Origin of the sequence: Pantoea cypripedii (assembly GCF_011395035.1) — a bacterium.
Taxonomy (GTDB): domain Bacteria; phylum Pseudomonadota; class Gammaproteobacteria; order Enterobacterales; family Enterobacteriaceae; genus Pantoea; species Pantoea cypripedii_A.
This window is the reverse complement of sequence record NZ_CP024768.1, coordinates 608,009-626,309: the sequence shown is the minus strand read 5'-3', so window position 1 is coordinate 626,309 and position 18,301 is coordinate 608,009. Positions and strand designations below refer to the sequence as shown.

Annotated in this window: 16 protein-coding genes; 9 read left to right on the top strand and 7 right to left on the bottom strand. The window is 53.8% G+C overall.

What is annotated here, in order from left to right; all coding sequences use genetic code 11:
- Window positions 1-180: 180 nt before the first annotated feature.
- The 3 genes from CUN67_RS02840 (at window position 181) to CUN67_RS02830 (ending at window position 2,731) form a co-directional block, all read left to right on the top strand.
- Window positions 181-1,275 (top strand): diguanylate cyclase, encoded by a 1,095-nt coding sequence (locus CUN67_RS02840; RefSeq protein WP_208713920.1) that lies wholly within the window; start codon window positions 181-183, stop codon window positions 1,273-1,275.
- Between the two features lie 101 nt (window positions 1,276-1,376).
- Window positions 1,377-2,171, top strand: a complete 795-nt coding sequence (gene fhuF, locus CUN67_RS02835) for a siderophore-iron reductase FhuF (protein ID WP_208713919.1) — start codon at window positions 1,377-1,379, stop codon at window positions 2,169-2,171.
- 95 nt (window positions 2,172-2,266) lie between these two features.
- The gene (locus CUN67_RS02830) at window positions 2,267-2,731 is read left to right on the top strand and encodes a YbaK/EbsC family protein (RefSeq protein ID WP_208713918.1); all 465 of its coding nucleotides are present in this window, start codon (window positions 2,267-2,269) and stop codon (window positions 2,729-2,731) included.
- On the opposite strand, the gene CUN67_RS02825 is transcribed toward CUN67_RS02830, so the two are convergent.
- From CUN67_RS02825 to CUN67_RS02810, 4 genes are all read right to left on the bottom strand, one after another.
- The gene (locus CUN67_RS02825) at window positions 2,728-3,948 is read right to left on the bottom strand and encodes an MFS transporter (RefSeq protein ID WP_208713917.1); all 1,221 of its coding nucleotides are present in this window, start codon (window positions 3,946-3,948) and stop codon (window positions 2,728-2,730) included. The two genes, CUN67_RS02830 and CUN67_RS02825, sit on opposite strands and share 4 nt — an antisense overlap.
- Before the next feature lie 212 nt (window positions 3,949-4,160).
- Window positions 4,161-5,141 carry a nucleoside hydrolase gene (locus CUN67_RS02820; protein WP_208713916.1) on the bottom strand — a complete coding sequence of 327 codons (981 nt, stop codon included), beginning with the start codon at window positions 5,139-5,141 and terminating at the stop codon, window positions 4,161-4,163.
- Window positions 5,142-5,149: 8 nt separating this feature from the next.
- Window positions 5,150-6,172, bottom strand: coding sequence for a LacI family DNA-binding transcriptional regulator (locus CUN67_RS02815; RefSeq protein ID WP_208713915.1), 1,023 nt, complete (start codon window positions 6,170-6,172; stop codon window positions 5,150-5,152).
- Between the two features lie 47 nt (window positions 6,173-6,219).
- Entirely contained in the window at window positions 6,220-7,611 is a 1,392-nt protein-coding gene (locus CUN67_RS02810; protein WP_208713914.1) for an MFS transporter, read from the bottom strand.
- Window positions 7,612-8,194: 583 nt separating this feature from the next.
- On the opposite strand from CUN67_RS02810, the gene CUN67_RS02805 reads away from it, so the two are divergent.
- Complete coding sequence (locus CUN67_RS02805; protein ID WP_208713913.1) at window positions 8,195-8,749, top strand: histidine phosphatase family protein; 555 nt, start codon at window positions 8,195-8,197, stop codon at window positions 8,747-8,749.
- Here the strand turns inward: CUN67_RS02805 and CUN67_RS02800 are convergent.
- Entirely contained in the window at window positions 8,742-9,692 is a 951-nt protein-coding gene (locus CUN67_RS02800; RefSeq protein ID WP_208713912.1) for a WD40 repeat domain-containing protein, read from the bottom strand. The genes CUN67_RS02805 and CUN67_RS02800 overlap by 8 nt on opposite strands.
- A 389-nt stretch (window positions 9,693-10,081) precedes the next feature.
- On the opposite strand from CUN67_RS02800, the gene CUN67_RS02795 reads away from it, so the two are divergent.
- On the top strand, window positions 10,082-11,101 hold the full coding sequence (locus CUN67_RS02795) for a glycosyltransferase family 32 protein (RefSeq protein ID WP_208713911.1): 1,020 nt from the start codon (window positions 10,082-10,084) through the stop codon (window positions 11,099-11,101).
- Here CUN67_RS02795 and CUN67_RS02790 read toward each other — a convergent pair.
- On the bottom strand, window positions 11,075-11,998 hold the full coding sequence (locus CUN67_RS02790; protein ID WP_208717053.1) for a LysR family transcriptional regulator: 924 nt from the start codon (window positions 11,996-11,998) through the stop codon (window positions 11,075-11,077). The two genes, CUN67_RS02795 and CUN67_RS02790, sit on opposite strands and share 27 nt — an antisense overlap.
- Window positions 11,999-12,118: 120 nt before the next feature.
- Here CUN67_RS02790 and CUN67_RS02785 point away from each other — a divergent pair, with 120 nt between their 5' ends.
- The 4 genes from CUN67_RS02785 (at window position 12,119) to CUN67_RS02770 (ending at window position 17,572) form a co-directional block, all read left to right on the top strand.
- On the top strand, window positions 12,119-12,508 hold the full coding sequence (locus CUN67_RS02785; protein WP_084872422.1) for a tautomerase family protein: 390 nt from the start codon (window positions 12,119-12,121) through the stop codon (window positions 12,506-12,508).
- Window positions 12,509-12,720: 212 nt separating this feature from the next.
- Window positions 12,721-15,018, top strand: a complete 2,298-nt coding sequence (gene opgB, locus CUN67_RS02780; RefSeq protein WP_208713910.1) for a phosphatidylglycerol--membrane-oligosaccharide glycerophosphotransferase — start codon at window positions 12,721-12,723, stop codon at window positions 15,016-15,018.
- 319 nt (window positions 15,019-15,337) lie between these two features.
- Complete coding sequence (locus tag CUN67_RS02775) at window positions 15,338-16,939, top strand: APC family permease (RefSeq protein ID WP_208713909.1); 1,602 nt, start codon at window positions 15,338-15,340, stop codon at window positions 16,937-16,939.
- A 171-nt stretch (window positions 16,940-17,110) separates the two neighbouring features.
- The gene (locus CUN67_RS02770; protein WP_208713908.1) at window positions 17,111-17,572 is read left to right on the top strand and encodes a hypothetical protein; all 462 of its coding nucleotides are present in this window, start codon (window positions 17,111-17,113) and stop codon (window positions 17,570-17,572) included.
- Here CUN67_RS02770 and CUN67_RS02765 read toward each other — a convergent pair.
- Window positions 17,565-18,278, bottom strand: a complete 714-nt coding sequence (locus CUN67_RS02765) for a GNAT family N-acetyltransferase (RefSeq protein ID WP_208713907.1) — start codon at window positions 18,276-18,278, stop codon at window positions 17,565-17,567. The two genes, CUN67_RS02770 and CUN67_RS02765, sit on opposite strands and share 8 nt — an antisense overlap.
- Between the last annotated feature and the right edge of the window lie 23 nt (window positions 18,279-18,301).

Sequence of the window (18,301 nt, the reverse complement as noted above, 5' to 3'; positions counted from 1 at the left end):
TCATCTTGCAGCGGATTTTTTCTGCGCGGTGCCACGCGGATGACACTGCTACTGGAAAATGCTAAATTGCCGCCGATAACTATTTTGAAAACACAGCAATAATGTGCTCACTATCCTGGTGGAGAGAATATCTCGGCCGGATAGCGCTTTGATATTTCAGGGCTGTCACGAGTAATAATAATGAAATTACAATCTTACGAAGAATTGAAACACAGCAAATATCGTCTTTCAGTGATGCTTTTTCTGTTTCTTAATGTCGCTGTTGCACTATTTAGTTTGTTACCATTTTTAGGGGAGGAATCCAGCACCCATTCACTGCCAGCGGCATTGGTGGCGGGCTTTAGTATTACATTGCTTACCGTTTGTTTAATCATCCCAAAACTGAAATTCCCGCTATTAAATCCTGTCGCGCTGTTATTCGGTGCATTATGGGCATGGCACATCGACCATAAGTACCATCTGGTTTTTTATTTTGATGGCAGCTTTTTAATAATCAGCCTGTTAAGCGTATTTTTTGTCAGTGCTATTGCGCTCAGTGATTATTTAGTTGCGTTCTGCTTACATATCACGCCGCCAGTATTTACTGTTTTACTGCTGGATGATGGCCAGCATTTAGTGATGATTTTGTTCACCATCACCCTGCCGCTGATCGGTTTTTCATTACACCATTTGATGCGCCGCCGCTTTGATCATTTCACCCGGCGTCTGGTGCGCCAGCTGTATGAAGAAAAAGAAAGTTTTAGCGATTTAAGTATGCTGGACCCGCTGACCGGTTTGTATAACCGCCGTGGGCTGAAAAACCGGCTCGATACCATCCTGGAAAACCATGCGGGCAGCCACTTTGTGCTGCTGCTGGATATCGATCATTTTAAGGCTTACAACGACAACTATGGTCATGCCATGGGCGATCAGGCGCTGGCTCGGGTCTCAGTGGCGATTCGTGATGCGGTGCGTTCGCGGGATGTGGTGACCCGCTACGGCGGTGAAGAGTTTCTGGTGCTGATGACCAACGTTAACGCCTCTATTGCCATGAAACTGGCGGAACGGATTCGCCAGTACGTGCTTAACCTGGAAATCCCCCATCGGTTTAATGAGCGGGTTTCAACTCACGTCACCATCAGTGCGGGTATCGCCCCGATTTTTGCTGATGATTTTGATCAGGCAGTGTCCAATGCCGACCGCGCATTGTATGTGGCAAAAAATCAGGGACGTAACACCATTCTTGCCTGGGAAGATTTACCGAAAACCGCCCTGAGCAGCAAAGATCTGGCCTGAAATTCACCAGGGGCGCATGAATGCGCCCCTGACGATCTTGTGAGGTTAAGCGGGAACGATTATCATTTGTTTTTCGCTTACCGTTTTCATTCAGGATCGGCATGGCCATTATCACTCGTCAGGATCATCGCTTCAGCGAACATCCACTGATCTTTATGCAGAGCGATCGCCTACTTGCGAGCGCGCTGGAAGATCTGATGCGTGAGCAGCGCAGCTATATGCTGGAAACCATCAAACTCGGCCAGCCCGCCCCGGCAGGTACGCTGACGCTGGCCGAATGGTCTGCCACTCCCCATTACCGCCGCCTGACGCAACGCTACAGCGATCATCTCTACCGTAATCACCCCGATGTACAGCAGGAAGCCAAGCCGCTCCAGTCGCTGTGGGCGCAATGGTATTTCGGCCTGTTGTTGCCCCCCCTGATGCTGGCGCTGCTGCTGGAGCCGCGGGCACTGAACTGCGCGCCCCATCTGATTCACGTTGAGTTCCATGAAAACGGCCATCCCTGCGCCTTCTGGATCGATGTGCAGGAAGATGAAGACGCCCGCTACCTGAATTCGCAACAACGTATCGACCGCCTGATTCAGCAGCTGCTGATCCCGGCAGTGAACGGCATGACGCAGCACGGCGATATCAACGCCAGGCTTATCTGGAACAACATGGGTTTCTCCTTCTGGTGGTTCCTCGGCGAGCTGAAAACATTACTGCCCGCCGCCGTGGTGTCACAGCTGGAGCAGGCATGGTTCTTCAGCCAGTCCCTGCTGGATGGCAGCGATAATCCGCTGTATCGCACCATGATCCCGCGTAACGGCGAGATGGAACGCCGCAGCTGCTGCCAGCGCTATCGTATTCCCGATGTTGAACGTTGCGGTAACTGCACGTTAAAAGTGGTGTAAAGCCTGCGCATTCTGTTACAGATTCTCCCTTTCTCCCGTTTACAGCAGAAAAGGCTTATGGCAGCTTTTAGGCTTCGTTTTTGCCGGAGAAAAAAATGAGCCTGGAATCGGTACGGCACTTCTTTGCCGAACACGCACCGGATGTCGACATCATTGAGATGCCAGAAAGCACCGCCACCGTGGAACTGGCCGCACGCGTTCACGGCGTGGAGCCGGGGCAGATCGCCAAAACCCTGTCGTTAAAGGTTAAAGATAACGTCGTGCTGATTGTCACGCGCGGTGATGCGCGCCTCGACAACCGTAAACTGAAAGCCGCGCTGGGTGCCAAAGCACGCATGCTGAGTGTTGATGAGGTGGTGAACTGGACCGGTCATCCGGTCGGCGGCGTCTGCCCATTCGGGCTGGAAAACCCGCTGACCGTGTATTGCGATGTGTCACTGCGCGGTTTTGCGGAAGTGTTGCCCGCAGCAGGATCGATTCATAGTGCGGTACGCATTTCACCGCAGCGCATGGCCGATCTCACTGCGGCAAAATGGATTGATGTGTGCGAGTCGCGTTAACGCGAGTCGCGTGCCACAGCTCCGGAGATTTGAATGCCACGCGTTTCACGCCCAAAGGCGACAAACACGCAGATCAGCACCGCCACCGTCCCGGCAACAATTGCCATCCCTAAGCCATAGTTGCCGCCGTGGGCCTCGGCAATCCGCGACTGCAACGTCGCGTTGACCGAGGCAATCAGGTTACCCAGCTGATAGACGAACCCCGGCAGCACGGCACGGGCGTTGGCGGGGACCAGCTCCGTCAGGTAGGTCGGAACCACACCCCACGCGCCCTGCACCATAAACTGCATCAGAAACGCACCAATCCCAATCATCCACGTACCACTGGAAAAGGCCCACAGCGGCAGCACCGGCAATGCGAGAAATGAGGCCAGCATAATGGCTTTTTTCCGCCCGATACGCTCCGACAGTGAACCGAAGAAGATGCCTCCCAGCATGGCAGCGATGTTGTAGCTGATGGCGATAATACTCACGGTATGCGGATCAAACTGATGCTGCACTTTCAGGAAGGTGGGATAGAGGTCCTGCGTACCGTGGCTGAAGAAGTTAAAGCACGCCATCAGCAGCACCATGTAGATACAGATTTTCCAGTGCTGGCGAATAATCGGCAGCAATGCCGTGCTCTCTTTACGCTGACGCGCCGCCAGCCAGACCGGTGATTCCGGAACTTTAAAATAGATAAACGGCAGCAGCAGGATGGGCAGAGCGCCAATCATAAACATTCCACGCCAGCCCACGCTCTCGAAGAACAGGCCAAAAATAATCGACGCCAGCAGATAACCGCACGGATAACCGGCCTGGAAAATGCCGGACATCAATCCACGCGAACGGTCCGGAATGGTTTCCATCGCCAGCGACGATGCCACACCCCAGATCCCCCCCATCGCTACGCCGTAAATGACGCGGAATGTCAGGAAGGCAGCGAAGTTAGGTGACCACGCCGACAGCAGCTCAAACAATGAAAACAGCACGATATTGAGCATCAGAATCGGCCGACGGCCATATTTCTCCGCCAGACGCCCAAACACCAGCGCGCCAATCGGTCGCACCGCCAGGGTGAGCATAATCGCGATAGAGACATCTGAAACGCTGGTGTGGAAATACTGAGCCAGATCGCTCAATACAAACACCAGGATAAAAAAGTCGAACGCGTCCAGCGTCCAGCTGGCGAAGCTGGCAAAAGCCACATTTCGCTGCGTTGCAGTCCAGTTAAACATAGGGGGTATCCTGTCTGACAGCGTCCGGATCGTTGGCCGGACATTCTTGTGAACGTTACCGTGCGAATGATTGCATCGGTTATTATTATGTTAACTATTTGTATATAGCATGTCAGAAAGGGGGGCTGTGGCGGGGAATTGTCAGCGAGTGCTTCGGGCTGTAAGCAAGCATGTCACACGGTCATTGCCACAGGATGACCGTGTGTTGTTGATTATTTCAGACCATTAAAGGCCTGTTCGAGGATCTCCAGCAGCAGCGGGTTATCTACGCTGTGCAATACATGCACCAGTGCACCGGCATTTTCCGGGATGCCGACATCCAGGCGCAGCGGCGTGCGATAACGCCAGCTTTTACCACGCGTTGCTCCGGGGCGTAGCTCCACATCGACATGATAATCCATGCCGTCGGCGACACGCTGATTCAGCAACCAGGCCACCACCAGCGCATCATGGATCCAGCAACCGGGCAGATGGCGCGTGCGGATGGAGTAATCAATCCACGGCCGCAGAGTTTCACGCACAAACTGGGTGAGCGGGTGATCGTTTACGGTCAGACGGTTGAGATCCTGATGTGTCATCAGCGTTTGCGTGGTGGCATCCATCGGTACCAGCGTCACCGTCGCGCCACTGTGCAGCACCTGATGCGCGGCCTCCGGATCAAGACCAAAGTTGGTGTCCTTGATGTAATCATCCAGCGCGAACACCCCGCCCATAATCACAATCTCCGCCACCGCTTCCGCCATCTGCGGATAACGTTGCAATGCCTGCGCGATGTTGGTGAGCGGGCCGATAGCTACCAGCGTAAATTCACCGGGGTTATCACAAATCAACTGGCCCATCACCCCAGCGGCATCATTGCCATCTGCGGGCAGCAGTTGTGGCTGACGCACGCCACGCCACAGCTCGGCCAGTTTCTGATCTTCCACCCCGTCAAGACGGGCGCGCCACGGAGCCGGATCTTCACGCAACGCCTGTCTGGCCCCCTGCACCACCGGGATATTGACGCCCAGCCGTTGTAGCAAGTCCTTCGCCACCTGCGCTCCTACCGCACAGGGCGTATTGCCGCTGACGGTGGTAATTAACTCCAGCGATAACGCAGGCGACGCCAGTGCTAAGGCCAGCGCCAGGCCGTCATCGGTGTTTGCACCGGCAATACCATTCCCCGGATCACAATCAATAATCAGTCTTTTCATGATGTTATTTATTTTTTTCTGGTAAGTTGGCAACCACAGGACTCACCGATCTCCAGATGGTGAGGAAATTCCGCCAGCTCCGCCTCGCCATCCCCGTTTTTCAGCATGGCAATCGCGCGCTGCGCCATTTCGCGTAGCGGCTGGCGTACCGTCGTCAGCGCCGGCACATGGAATGCCGACTGCTCGGTACCGTTAAAACACACCAGCGCGACATCATGCGGCACACGCAGGCCATGTTCAGAAAAAGCACGAATGCAGCCAATCGCTTGCCCTTCGTTGCTGGCAAACAACGCGCGCGGTACGCGGCCACTCTTCAGCATTTGCTGCGCGGCCTCGTAACCGCCCTGCCGCGAATAATCGGCGGGGAAAATCAAACTATCATCAGCCTGCACCCCATATTCCGCCAGTGCATCGCGCCAGCCCTGAATACGATCCTGGGTATTCAGCATCTCCAGCGGGCCGCTGATCATCCCCACCTGCTGATAACCATGACTGAGCAGATGGGTCGTCACCTGACGCGCCGCTTCGCGTTCATTCACCCGCAGCATGCTGACGCCCGGCTGGGGTTCCACACGATCGAGCATGACCAGCGGTGTACCGCTGGCCTTGATTAAATCGATATAGGGATGACGGTCGACGCTGTTGTAAAACAGGCCATCAACCTGACGATTCAACAGTCCCTGAATCAACTCCAGCTCGCGCTGGCGATCATCACCGGCATCCCCCAGCAACATGACATGACCGTGATTCAGCGACTCCTGCAACAAGGCATGCGCCATCGCTGCAACAAACGGGTTGGCGATATTCGGCACCACTAAACCGAACGTTTTGGTGCTGCCCGAAGCCAGCGCACGCGCGACGGCATTAGGCCGATAGCCGGTTTGCTTAATCGCCTCCAGCACCCGCTGGCGTGTCGCTTCCGCCACCGGACGTGGCCCGTTGTTGATGACATAACTCACCACCGCGACCGACGTACCCGCGACTTTAGCGACATCGCTGCGCGTAATATTCCCGGATGACGATTTAGCCAATAGCCTGCCTCTTTTTATGCCCGATACATCAATGTGTTAACCTGCTGTCAGATCGCATCATCCGGCAGATTCAGGTCACGCCCACGCGTTTCCGGTGCCACAAAGGTGGTCAGAAAACCGATGGTCGCCATTGCCGTGAAGTAGACAGCAATCGCCCACCAGTGGCCGGTAAACGACAGCAGCGCCGCCGCAACCAGCGGTGCAGTGCCTCCTGAAAGGATAGACCCCAGCTCCTTCGCCACCGCCATCTTGGTGTAACGATGTTTAACACCAAACATCTCGACTCCCCAGGCGGCCTGCACACCAAAGATGCCGAGTGACGCCAGCGCCATGCCGACCACCATCACCGGGATCACCACTGCCGGTTCACGGCTGTCGAGCAGATGGAAGGCAGGCCAGGCGTAGAACATCAGCAGCAAACAGAAACCGCGATAGGTGATACGGCGGCCAAAGCGGTCAGAGAGCCAGCCCGCAAACGGAATGATCAGGAAACCCAGAATGGATGCGATAAACACCGCGGTGGTGGGCACCGATTTGTCCACCATCAGCACTTTCGCCACATAGCCGACGATAAAGCCCTGAGCCAGATAAGAAGGACCGTTTTCGCCGATGCGCAGACCCACCATGGTCCAGAAGGCGCGGCTGCGCTGCCAGAAACCGCGCGTATCCGCAGGTACAGGGCTTTCCAGTTGGGCATGACGCTGTGCCTGCAGTTCAGCCTGCTGGCGTTCAAATACCGGGGTTTCGCGCAGATGACGACGGAGCCACAATGCCACCAGCGCAATCAGTACGCTGCTGAGGAAAGGAATACGCCAGCCCCAGGCGAGCAGGCTTTGCTGATCCATCTGTACCACCGCCAGCCACACCAGCGACGCGATCAACGTGCCGCTATTGGAACCGAGCGCAATCACCGATGACACCAGCCCACGGCGTTCAACCGGCGCATATTCGCCCAGCATCACCGTGCCGCCGGAGAGTTCAGCCCCGGCCCCCAGCCCCTGAGTAAAGCGCAGCAGCACCAGGCAGGCGGGTGCCCACAGGCCAATGCTGGCGTAGGAAGGAATAAAACCGATCAGCGTGGTTGAGGCCCCCATCAGAATGATGGTGGTGATCATCACCACTTTGCGTCCTTTGCGATCGCCAATCCAGCCAAACAGCAGTGCCCCGATCGGACGGGCAATAAAACCGACCGACCAGGTAGCAAAACTGGAAAGCAGCGCCATGGTCGGGCTGGCTTCGGGGAAGAACACATCGCCAAAAATGATACCGGCGGCCAGGCCATAGAGCGCGAAATCCGCATACTCCATGGCCGTTCCCAGCCAGCAGGATAAGGTGGCACGCCAGAAATCTTTGCGGCCAGCCGAGGTTGCAAGCCGCTCATCAGCAGCCGAAGAAGAAGACAGTGCGCGTTGTTGCGAAACGGAGTGATGTACCGTCATAACCATTTCCCTGATAGATGAAGATCAATCAAACGCCCTTCCGTGGGTAGGTTCCCTTGCAACAAGCGGAACGCCCCGGTAGCGACGTTTAGTGGGCAAACCTGGATGAAAGGTCAGTAAAGGATTCCCTGGTGTTGGAATTCTCTTATTCGCCAGGCTTTGCCGATGTTTTTTTCACCGATCGCATTAATAAGGCAAATGTAACTGCATCATCTCAAGGCCAACTTATTCCGTGGTACCGTGAGCTATCACTGTGTAATTAGTCTATCTACGCGCGTAGATAAATCAAGTGATCTTAGTAAAAATAATTAATTTATCTTTACTATTACTCAGGGGTTAACGATAAAAATGGCGTCAATTCATGACATTACATTCAATGCGCGAGAGCAAAAAACCGTCAAAGAAGGACCTGATTAACGATTTCTGCTTATCATTAGCAAAGTGGCGACTGATCCTGCATCGCGCCTCTTGTCGCATATTTCAGTTAAGGTTTAATGACAAATGCGAATTTGTCTTAAATCCTGCCGACCTGACAGGTCCTGCAGAATCTGCATTACACTGGAGAAAATCATTCAGGAGCGTTATGACCATCATCCTTATGCGACACGGCAAACCCGACCATCCGGTGAGCGGGCGCTTCACGGCGCGGGCGCTGGCCGACTGGTGCGAAGGTTATGATCAGGCTGATATCTGCGATTCACCACCACCGCGCAGCCAGGCCATTGCTGGCCTTGCCAGTGTGATCGCTTCCAGCCCGTTGCCGCGTGCGCGCTCGTCACTGGCGCGGCTGGGATTGCAGCCCCATGCGGTGGATGCGGTATTCAGCGAAGTGGCTATCCCCCACCTGCCATTTGAACGTTTGTATCTGCCGCTTAACGTCTGGCTGGCGCTGCTACGCCTGCTGTGGCTATGTGGCTACGCCGGACATGTGGAATCGGTGCAGCATGCCCGCCAGCGCGCCTGCCAGGCGGCTGATAAACTGATTACCCTGGCGGATAGCGGCACCGTGTTGCTGGTTGGCCACGGCATTATGAACAAGTTGATTGCCCGCGAACTGCGCAAGCGCGGCTGGCAGGCAGAAAAACATGCCAGCAGCCGCCACTGGAGCAGCGCCATTTATCACCGGCCCTTTATTTAAGTGTGAAATAGCTCAGCACTTCACAGCCCTTACCGGCCTGCGGTGTTGCCACCACCTGCATCTGCACCAGGTCAATGACGCTGAGCGAGCCATCTCCTTCATTGGCAATCAGCAGCGTGCGCCTGTCATCGCTGAAGCAACCGTCCATCGGTTTATTGCCGACCACGATATCACCCAGCGGATTGAGCAGATCGTCAAACAGCGTGATCACCGCTTCGTGATCGCCAATCGCCACCAGCCGTTCACCATCGGGACTGAAGCGGACCACCTGACAAGGTTGTTGATGCCCCGGCAAACGCACGCGCTGGCGGATACGATGGCTCTGGCGATCCACGACATACAGCAGTGGGGCATCCCCGGCACTGGCCACCAGATAGGGATGTTTCGGTGATGCCGCAATACCGGCGATCGGACCAGGCAGCAAAATGTTGTCGATGACCCGCCCTTCAGCCTCGCACAAATCGACCACCGTGATACTGGCGTCCTCTTCATTGTCGGTAAACAATTTACGACCGCTGGGGGATAGCGCCAGCCGATGGGCATTGTGTGACGGCAGTGCGATGGTCTTCTCGACCCGATCGCTGGCCGGATCGATCACCGCCACCGCCGCGCTATTTTCGCAGCAGAGATAAACTTTGCCATCGCGCCCCAGCTGGCCGCTGTGCGGTGCCTGTAACGGTGAGAGATCGATAAAGCCGCTAATCACGCGCTGACGTAAATCAATCACCGCCACTTTATGGCCGGGATGCGGATTTGCGCCGTGAATGCCATCACCGTAAATCGGTACATAGGCTTTCCCCCACTGGGGTAGCATCAGTAATTCATGGGGCCGCGGTGGAAAAGCATTCAGCTCCTGCTCCACGGCAAAGGTGTCCGGGTTAAGAAACAGTACGCGATTGCCCTGCTTATCAACCGCCAGTAGTCCGCGGTGACCTGGCTGCATAGCGCCTCCTTTTTGTTAACAGCTTCCCTTAAGCGTAGCCAATATGCCAGGACCGTAAAAAAAACAACAGCGTCAGTGCTGCATCTGACACGGACTTTTTAATTTCCTCGCATCCTGCCACAGGACAGATCTATTTTATTAGGAATAGTCTCAATGGGATTTAATTAAATCAGTCCGTATTAATTGATCTATTTCACACTCATTTTATCAGTAACGGTTCATTTATTTTACGGTTTATCTGAAAGAGAAAAAAAGTGATAGCCTCGCACGCCGGAATGCTTTATTAAGCAGGTGTAGTATTTTACACACAGCCGTGAGGAAACAAGAGCGCGCCAGGCGCCAGCATCAGGGAAAACCCAACCACTATAATCACAATAATCAGGTGCACCATGACAACAAAACGCCTACAACCTGCCCGTATGCTGTGGCAAAACTGGCAAAAAATTGCCTTTACCAGCCAGATGTTACTGCAAAAAAAGCAGCTGAATGCCGTACCCGCACCGGAATACGATCCGAGCGAAGAGGATAATGTGGTGTTGATTTCCGGACAGAAAGATCTGCCGGAAATACCAAAAATAGTCTGGATGTATTGGGAAAATGAATATTTACCTACATCAATGATGTTAAATATTCAAAAAATCCGCAAGGATAACCCTGATCACCAGGTGCACCTGTTGCATCGTCAGAATGTAGAAGAAGTGCTGCCGGATTTTGTCTTCACTTCCGCTGAATTAAGCCTGCAACAAAAGAGTGAAGCAATTCGGCTGGAATTATTGTTGCGCTACGGCGGTATCAGCATTGATTGCAGTGCCTTGCTGTTTGAAGATCTCAGCTGGGTTCATCGTGTGCATCAGGAACAGCGCATGGACGTGATTGGCTTCTATTGTGAAGTCTCGACCATGAATTATCTGTCACCCGTAATGGAAAACTGGTTTATTGCCGCTGCCCCGAATAATCCCTTTATCCGCGAGTGGCAAAAACAGTACGCGCCGATTAAACATCTTGGCGGCCAACGTTTTTTCAGCGAACTGAATAAGCGCGATGACTATTATCTGCTGACGCAAAAAATTGCCGAGCCGGAGCAGCAATTATGCTCACTGGCGCAGCAGGCCGCGATGCGTGAATACCGCCGGGCAAATGTCTATTTGCGCAAAGGCCAGGCCAATGCGTATTTCTATCAGCGCCTGAGCGGGTGGAACAGCGCCGCTTTTGCCCGGTCAGTATTATTTCAGCAGCGCCCGCATAACCCGCCACCGGTGATCAAACTGAGCGGTAATGAGCGTCTGCATCTCGACTTTAATCTGCGTCTGGGTAACTACAATCGCACCAGCCTGCTGGGTGAGTTAATGCAGCCACATGCACCCATTGCGCTGGCGTCTCCCTCAGCCATCAACAAAGCGCGCGCGTAGCCAGTGAATAAAGGTGGTGACTGCCCGTGGCACCTGGGCCGCATAAGGGCGCACCACCCATAAACGATCGGCAAACGCATCAACCGACTGCCACTGCGGCAGTACCTGCTGCAATGTCCCGGCGGTCAGTGCCGCGCTGGCGCTAAAATCCGGCAACATGGCAATCCCTAAGCCCTGCAAAGCGGCATCACGGATCGATTCGCTATTGTTGGTGGCAAAATTCCCCTGAATCCTGACCTGTACGGTTTCGCTGGCGTCGCTGCGCTGGCAAAACCGCCACTGGGGCGATTCCAGCCCGCGCGGGTAATACAGGCAATTATGCTGCTGCAACGCCTGCGGTGTTGCTGGCGTACCGTACTCCGCCAGATAAGCAGGCGACGCCACCAGCAAGGTATGGGTTTCGCACAGTGGCAAGGCGACATGGGTTTCCGGCAGCTGCTGGCTATGACGAATTGCCAGATCGAACCCCTCGCTACCGAGCGATACCAGCCGATCGGTCACATCCAGCTGTAAACGCACCTGCGGGTATTCCCGCAAAAAATCGCCGATGATTGGCACCAGCTGCTGGCGGGCAAAGGCCACAGGGGCGCTGACACGCACCATTCCGCGTACCGGACCGGCTTCATCGCGCACACTGAAAAAACTTTGTTCAATACGCGCAAAGGGATCGCGCAGCTCCTCCACCAGCTTTTCCCCGGCGGAGGTGAGACGCACACTGCGTGTGGTGCGCAACACCAGCGCCACACCTGCCATCTCTTCCAGTTCTTTTATCTTTTGGCTCATCGCCGCCTTGCTGACGTCGAGGCGTTCAGCCGCGCGGGTAAAACTCCCCAGCTCGGCCAGCACCGTGAGCCAGTGCAGGTGCACCCAAAGTGCGTCGGTTTTTATCTCTTTCATCATGATTGTTCAAAATAATAAATAATCATTTCAGGCAGCGCGCTTTTTCTTTACCGCGGCACGCGGCAGCATAGCTTCACATCCTACTCTTTTCATGTGAGCAAAAACGAGGGTTTAATCATGCCGCTACTCCAGTTCGATGTTATTCAGGGCCGTTCTGAATCAGAATTACGTACTCTGCTGGATGCCGCCCATCGCGCCGTCTTAACCGCGTTTAAAGTTCCGGCACGCGATCGTTATCAGATTGTTCACGAAAACAAAAGATATCAGATGGTTTTCCAGGATACCGGCCTCGGTTTTGAACGAAGTGACAACCTGGTGATGGTGCGGGTGTACACCAGCCCAAGAAGTGAAGAACAGAAAACGCTATTCATGGCAGAGTTAGCACGCGAGTTGCAGGAAAACTGTGGCGTGCAGGGCAACGATCTGATGATTAGCTTTATTACGAATAACAAAGGTGACTGGAGTTTTGCCGATGGCGAAGCACAGTATCTGACTGGCAAACTCTGATCCTCATTCCTGCATCCCTGCTGGCAGCAACCCAATGCTGCCAGCCCAAACCATAGCCCGCCTAAACCCGCTTTAAACAAATTCAAATCAACCGCACAAATCTGACTGGTCATGTTGCAGCCATGTGACAGCCAATATAGATTGACGCAAAAACCCCCGCAGAGGGTCGTAACGCATGGAATGCGTTTTTAATTTGCCTGAGGATCTGAATCTTGTCCGAACTCATATCGGTTGTACTTTTTTTGGCTGCGATCGCAGTCTATTCCTACAAAGCCGGGCGAAATAAGTTCTGGTTTGTCCTGATTTTGGTTTTGCTTACCCTGTTTATCGTGCTGAATACCACGCTGTATGCCAGCAACTATTTTACCGGTGACGGCATCAATGACGCAGTACTCTATACCCTCACCAACAGCCTGACGGGTGCGGGGATCAGCAAATACGTGGTGCCTGCCATCGGGCTTATCATTGCGCTGTTTTTGCTGTTCTGCCTGCTCTCCTGGCTGTTACGCCGCCGTAAACAGCAGCATCATCTTGGCTGGAGTCTGCTGGCTATCGCCTGCGCTGCGGGTTCGGTACAAACCACCCCGGCATTTCGTCAGGTGAAAGATTTGATCGTCTCCCATAACCGCCAGGCGGATTCTGACTTCGAGAGCTATTTCAAAACGCCAAAATCGGTCATTGCCGAGCCGAAGCTCAACCTGGTCTACATCTATGGCGAAAGTCTGGAACGTACCTACTTTAATGAGCAAACCTTTCCCGGACTGGCTCCCGAACTGAGCCGGGAAAAAGATCAAAGCCTGGATTTCAGTAACACCGAGCAACTGCCAGGCACCGATTACACCATTGCCGGGATGGTCGGCTCACAGTGTGGTATCCCGCTGTTTGCGCCATTCCAGGATAACGCCTCGGCAGCGCTTTCCAGCTTCTTTCCGCAGAATGTTTGCCTCGGCGATATCCTGAAAAACTCAGGCTATGAGAACTGGTTTATTCAGGGCGCGGATTTGCGCTTTGCCGGTAAAGACACCTTCCTCAAGTCACACGGTTTTGACCCGGCCCATATGTACGGTGCCCAGGAGCTGAAAGACCGCGTCACCGATCCCAACTATCGTAATAACTGGGGTTATTACGATGACACCGTAATGGATGAGGTGTTTAAGAAGTATGAGGAACTGTCACGCCAGCAAAAACGTTTCGCGCTCTTTACTTTGACGGTTGATACTCACCACCCGGATGGTTTTATTTCCCGGACCTGTGAACATAAAAGCTATAGCTATGACGGTAAACCTAACCAGTCTTTCAGCGCTGTCGCCTGTTCACAGGAACATGTAGCACGCCTGATTGAACGCATCAAAGCCTCGCCCTGGTTTAAGAACACCATCATTGTGGTGACGTCAGACCATCTGGCCATGAACAATACCGCGCATCAATATCTGATCCAGCAACCGCGTCATGACCTGTTTATGGTGATCCGTGGCGATCAGCCTGAGGCAAAAGTGCTCGACGGCAAACGGAGTACGCTGGATAACGGTGCCACGGTGCTGGATATTCTCGGTGGCGATAAGGCCATTGGCCTCGGCCGTAGTGGCCTCAGCATGCCGTCGCTGTCAGCTCAGTTTGATGACATGACGAAGAAAGTACTGGCGTGGAAGCCGGATATCATCCAGCTATGGAATTTCCCCAGCAAGCTCAATGCGTTCACCGTCGATCAGCAGAAAGGTACCTTTAGTTTCTCTGGCACCACCTTCAGGCTGCCGATTCTCTTCCGCGTAGGCGATAAACGTGTGGAGCCGCTGCCAGAGGGGGAATATTCCGCCCCGCTACGCTATCAGCTGGCGGACTTTGCCGCTGCGGATAAGTTTGTCTGGGTTGACCGCTGCTTTAAGATGGCTCGCCTGTGGCAGCCTGAACTGGCGCTTTCCGGCGATCTTTGTGTTGCGATGGGGCAAATGGGGGGCCAGCCAAGCGTGACGCGTATCGATAAGCCAGTGTGGAAAGGTAAAGCCACCTTCCCGCAAACCGCTCTGAGCGATGCGCAGTATCAGCATAACGAGCAGCAGATTCGTATCGAAGACAATGCCATTCGCTACAGCGCCGACAGCTTTATGCTCAACGTGCCGGGTGCACCGCAGAACATCAAAAGTTTCACCGGTATTTCACGCCCGGAACTGTGGGGACGCTGGTCCAACGCCAATCTGGCCCCGGAGGTCAACATTGAATATGTTGACCCACTGCCAGGCAGTTTTGATGTGGTGATCACCGCACGCGCCTTTGGCCCGAATGCCCATCGGCCGATCCCGGTGCGGGTCGGTGATCAACAGCAGGACATCACCCTCGGGGATGATCTTTCAACCACGACGCTGCATTTCACCAATCCTGGCGGCAGCCATAATTTAATCATCTCACCGCCGGAACCACAGCTATCCAATGTGGGAAATATTATCGGCCAGGATCCACGTAAATTAGGCATCGGCATGGTGGATATTAAAATTATTCCTCAACCGCAGAGTTAAATTGAATTATGTCATTTCTCAAGCAGGGATGACATAATGTTTCAACCAGCCACATAATATATATTTCGGATCATCACGGTGCGCCCTGCACCGTGATTCCGCTATTTCAGTCAAATCACTCCACGCCATAAATTTTATTTCACATCATTTAGCCAACCAAAAACCCATTATTCAGCCATTCGCCACCTGCGTTTATTTCATCAAAAAACAATCACGCAGATAAAATAATTCTGGCACGCGATATGCTTTATTCCCCTGCCACAACATTTAATAAGCAAAACTGAAATTCATTCAGGTAAACACATCACAGGGGCATTTTATGGCGTCAAGTGGACTGAAACAGAAATTGGGGCTGGTCGATCTGTCGTTACTTGGCATTGGATCGATGATCGGATCCGGCTGGCTTTATGCGGCGCTAAATAGCTCCGGTTACGCAGGCAGTAACACCGGCTGGGCATGGGTGCTGGGGGCGGTTATCGTGCTGATGATCGGTCTGGTGTACGCCGAGTTATCATCAGCGCTGCCACGTGCGGGTGGCTTTGTGCGCTATCCCAACTATTCGCATGGCAACATCGTCGGCTTTGTTATTGGCGTCAGCTCACTGCTGGCCTACACCAGCACTGCCGGGGTTGAAGTGGAAGCAGTACGACAATACGCCATCTACTGGTGGCCCGCACTCGGTCACGCTGACGGTAGCCCAACCGGACTCGGTTTTGCCGTACAGATTGGCCTGCTGGTGGCATTTTTCCTGCTGAACTACTGGAGCGTCAGCTTCTTTGGTCGCGTGAATACCATTGTGACCACTTTCAAATTCATCGTACCGTTACTGACAATCGGCACGCTGCTGTTGTACTTCCATGCTCCTAACCTTGATGTACCACCGGCTCCCCCAGGCGGAGCGCATGGCGTATTCAGCTCGCTGACCGGCGCAGGTATCGTGTTTGCCTACCTCGGGTTTCGCCAGGCGGTGGATTTCGCCAGTGAAGCAAAAAACCCGCAGCGCAACGTACCGCTGGCCATCGGTATCGCGATTGCCGTCAGTTTTGTCATCTATCTGGCACTGCAATACGCCTTTATGGGCGCAGTACCGACCGATTTGCTGTCGCAACATGGCTGGGCAGGACTGAAGCAGGTGTTCCAGTCACCCTATGCCGATCTGGCACGCAGCCTTGGCCTGACCTGGCTGATTAACCTGATCCTGATTGATGCGGTGATTTCACCCGCCGGGACCGGCAACATCTATCTGGCAGGTGCCGCTCGCGTGCTGTTTGCCTGGGCGCGTAATGGCCATCTGTTCAAAGTATTTGGTGAAGTGGATGCGAAATCCGGCGTACCGCGGGGTGCGCTGTGGTTGTCGCTGCTGCTGGCTATCGTCTGGACGCTGCCGTCAGAGTTCCAGGTTTGGGGTGGTCTGATTGGCGCGGTGACCTCCGCGACCGTCTTCACCTATATGCCCGGTCCGGTAACGCTAGGGGCCTTCCGTAATCATCTGCCGGATATGCAGCGTCCATTCCGTTTGCCAGTCGCCGCCATTCTCAGCCCGCTGGCATTTGTCGCCAGTACCCTGCTGATTTACTGGAGCGGCTGGTCGGTGAATGAAATCCTCATCCCGATACTGATTGTTGCCTGGATTGGTTATGCCATTTTTGGCAAGAAAAACAGCCAGTTTAGCCGCGATTTGCAATGCGCCTGGTGGCTGCTGGCCTATTACATTGCCGTGATGGTGATTTCTATGCTGGGAACTTACGGCGGCAGCGGAGTGATTAGCACGCCACTGGATATGATTCTGGTCATTGTCGCCTCATTGGTTTGCTACTTCTGGGGAGTGAAAGCCAGCCTGTCTGTCCCTGCCATCACGGATGAAGAGGATGAAACCCCGTCATCCGGCAATAACGTCAGCGGAAAATACGCACACAATTAAGCCTTTCCCGCCTGCACTTCGGTGCAGGCCAACCCGCCTTCACATCGCGTTACTCGTTGTACTAATTGATTTTTTTCGAGATGGCGCGCAAAATATACATCGTTGCATAGCGTAATTATCACAACCTGGTTAATTTCCTCCGCTCAAGGAAACGGATCAGGGAGAACATGGATGACACTGGCGATGATGAACACCCATAAAGCATACAAATCCCTGCAGCAGGCAGGCGTGGAAGAACGGCAGGCAGAAGTGCTGGTCGAGATCTTTGCCGAAATGCAGCAGGAACATTCACTGACGAAGGTCGACCTTGCCCAGGCGATGGAAGGTGTGGTGCAGGGGCAGCAGGCCCTCAATCAACGCGTTGATCGTTTAGAAGAACGCGTTGACCTGTTTGAAAAAAACGTCAATGAACGTTTCGATTTGATAGAAAAGAATATTGATAGTCGTTTCGCTCTGGTCGATAAACGCTTCGAGAAAATCGACGCGCGTTTCGACAAAACGGATACCCAAATCCACACCATGAACCTGGATATCATCGGTATCAAGAAAGAACTGCAATGGCTGAAGCGGATAATGATGGCGGCAACCTGTGCCATCGTTCTTGCCGCCAGCAAATATATTTTTATCAGTTAGCCTGGCGCAGCGCTTCCAGCCGGTTGCGCTGCGCCCCCTCAGCGTTAAAGTTGTCCGCCGCCAGCCAGCGTTCAAATCCCTGTTTCACCTGCGGCCACTCACCATCAATAATTGAAAACCAGCAGGTATCCCGGCTGCGGCCTTTGTAGACAATGGCCTGACGAAAAATCCCTTCAAGCTGGAAGCCCAGCCGCAGCGCCGCCTTGCGTGAGGGCTGATTGCAGCTATCACATTTCCACTCATAACGACGATAACCCAGTTGCTCAAACGCGTAACGCATCAGTAAAAAATGCGCTTCGGTCGCCATACGTGTTTGCTTCAGCAACGGGGAAAACGCCACATGCCCGATTTCAAGCACACCATGATTGGGTTCGATACGCATCAGCGCCAGCGTACCTACCGCCCGGTTAGTTTGCCGATCAATCACCGCAAAATGCATCGGATCGCGTCCATTCTCGATCTTACGCGCATAAGCCAGATAAGCCTCTTCAGTGGCGAAGGGTTCTGCAAACATATAAGTCCAGTCCCGTCCATCCCCGGTTTGCGCATAGGCGGCATATAACTGCTGGCCATGACGTTCCGCATCGAGCGGTTCCAGACGGCAATAGTCACCGGCAAAAGTCATAAATTCCGGCCAGGGGCGCGGTTGCCAGTCTGGCAGCGCAAAACCCACCGGTTGTCCGTAAGCATTGGTGTTTTGAGACATGATATTTTCCCTGTCGCAGGATT

Coding starts and splice junctions, on each gene's coding strand:
- CUN67_RS02840 (WP_208713920.1), top strand. CDS start 181: ATGAAATTACAATCTTACGAAGAATTGAAACACAGCAAATATCGTCTT.
- fhuF (WP_208713919.1), top strand. CDS start 1,377: ATGGCCATTATCACTCGTCAGGATCATCGCTTCAGCGAACATCCACTG.
- CUN67_RS02830 (WP_208713918.1), top strand. CDS start 2,267: ATGAGCCTGGAATCGGTACGGCACTTCTTTGCCGAACACGCACCGGAT.
- CUN67_RS02825 (WP_208713917.1), bottom strand. CDS start 3,948: ATGTTTAACTGGACTGCAACGCAGCGAAATGTGGCTTTTGCCAGCTTC.
- CUN67_RS02820 (WP_208713916.1), bottom strand. CDS start 5,141: ATGAAAAGACTGATTATTGATTGTGATCCGGGGAATGGTATTGCCGGT.
- CUN67_RS02810 (WP_208713914.1), bottom strand. CDS start 7,611: ATGACGGTACATCACTCCGTTTCGCAACAACGCGCACTGTCTTCTTCT.
- CUN67_RS02805 (WP_208713913.1), top strand. CDS start 8,195: ATGACCATCATCCTTATGCGACACGGCAAACCCGACCATCCGGTGAGC.
- CUN67_RS02800 (WP_208713912.1), bottom strand. CDS start 9,692: ATGCAGCCAGGTCACCGCGGACTACTGGCGGTTGATAAGCAGGGCAAT.
- CUN67_RS02795 (WP_208713911.1), top strand. CDS start 10,082: ATGACAACAAAACGCCTACAACCTGCCCGTATGCTGTGGCAAAACTGG.
- CUN67_RS02790 (WP_208717053.1), bottom strand. CDS start 11,998: ATGAAAGAGATAAAAACCGACGCACTTTGGGTGCACCTGCACTGGCTC.
- CUN67_RS02785 (WP_084872422.1), top strand. CDS start 12,119: ATGCCGCTACTCCAGTTCGATGTTATTCAGGGCCGTTCTGAATCAGAA.
- CUN67_RS02775 (WP_208713909.1), top strand. CDS start 15,338: ATGGCGTCAAGTGGACTGAAACAGAAATTGGGGCTGGTCGATCTGTCG.
- CUN67_RS02770 (WP_208713908.1), top strand. CDS start 17,111: ATGACACTGGCGATGATGAACACCCATAAAGCATACAAATCCCTGCAG.
- CUN67_RS02765 (WP_208713907.1), bottom strand. CDS start 18,278: ATGTCTCAAAACACCAATGCTTACGGACAACCGGTGGGTTTTGCGCTG.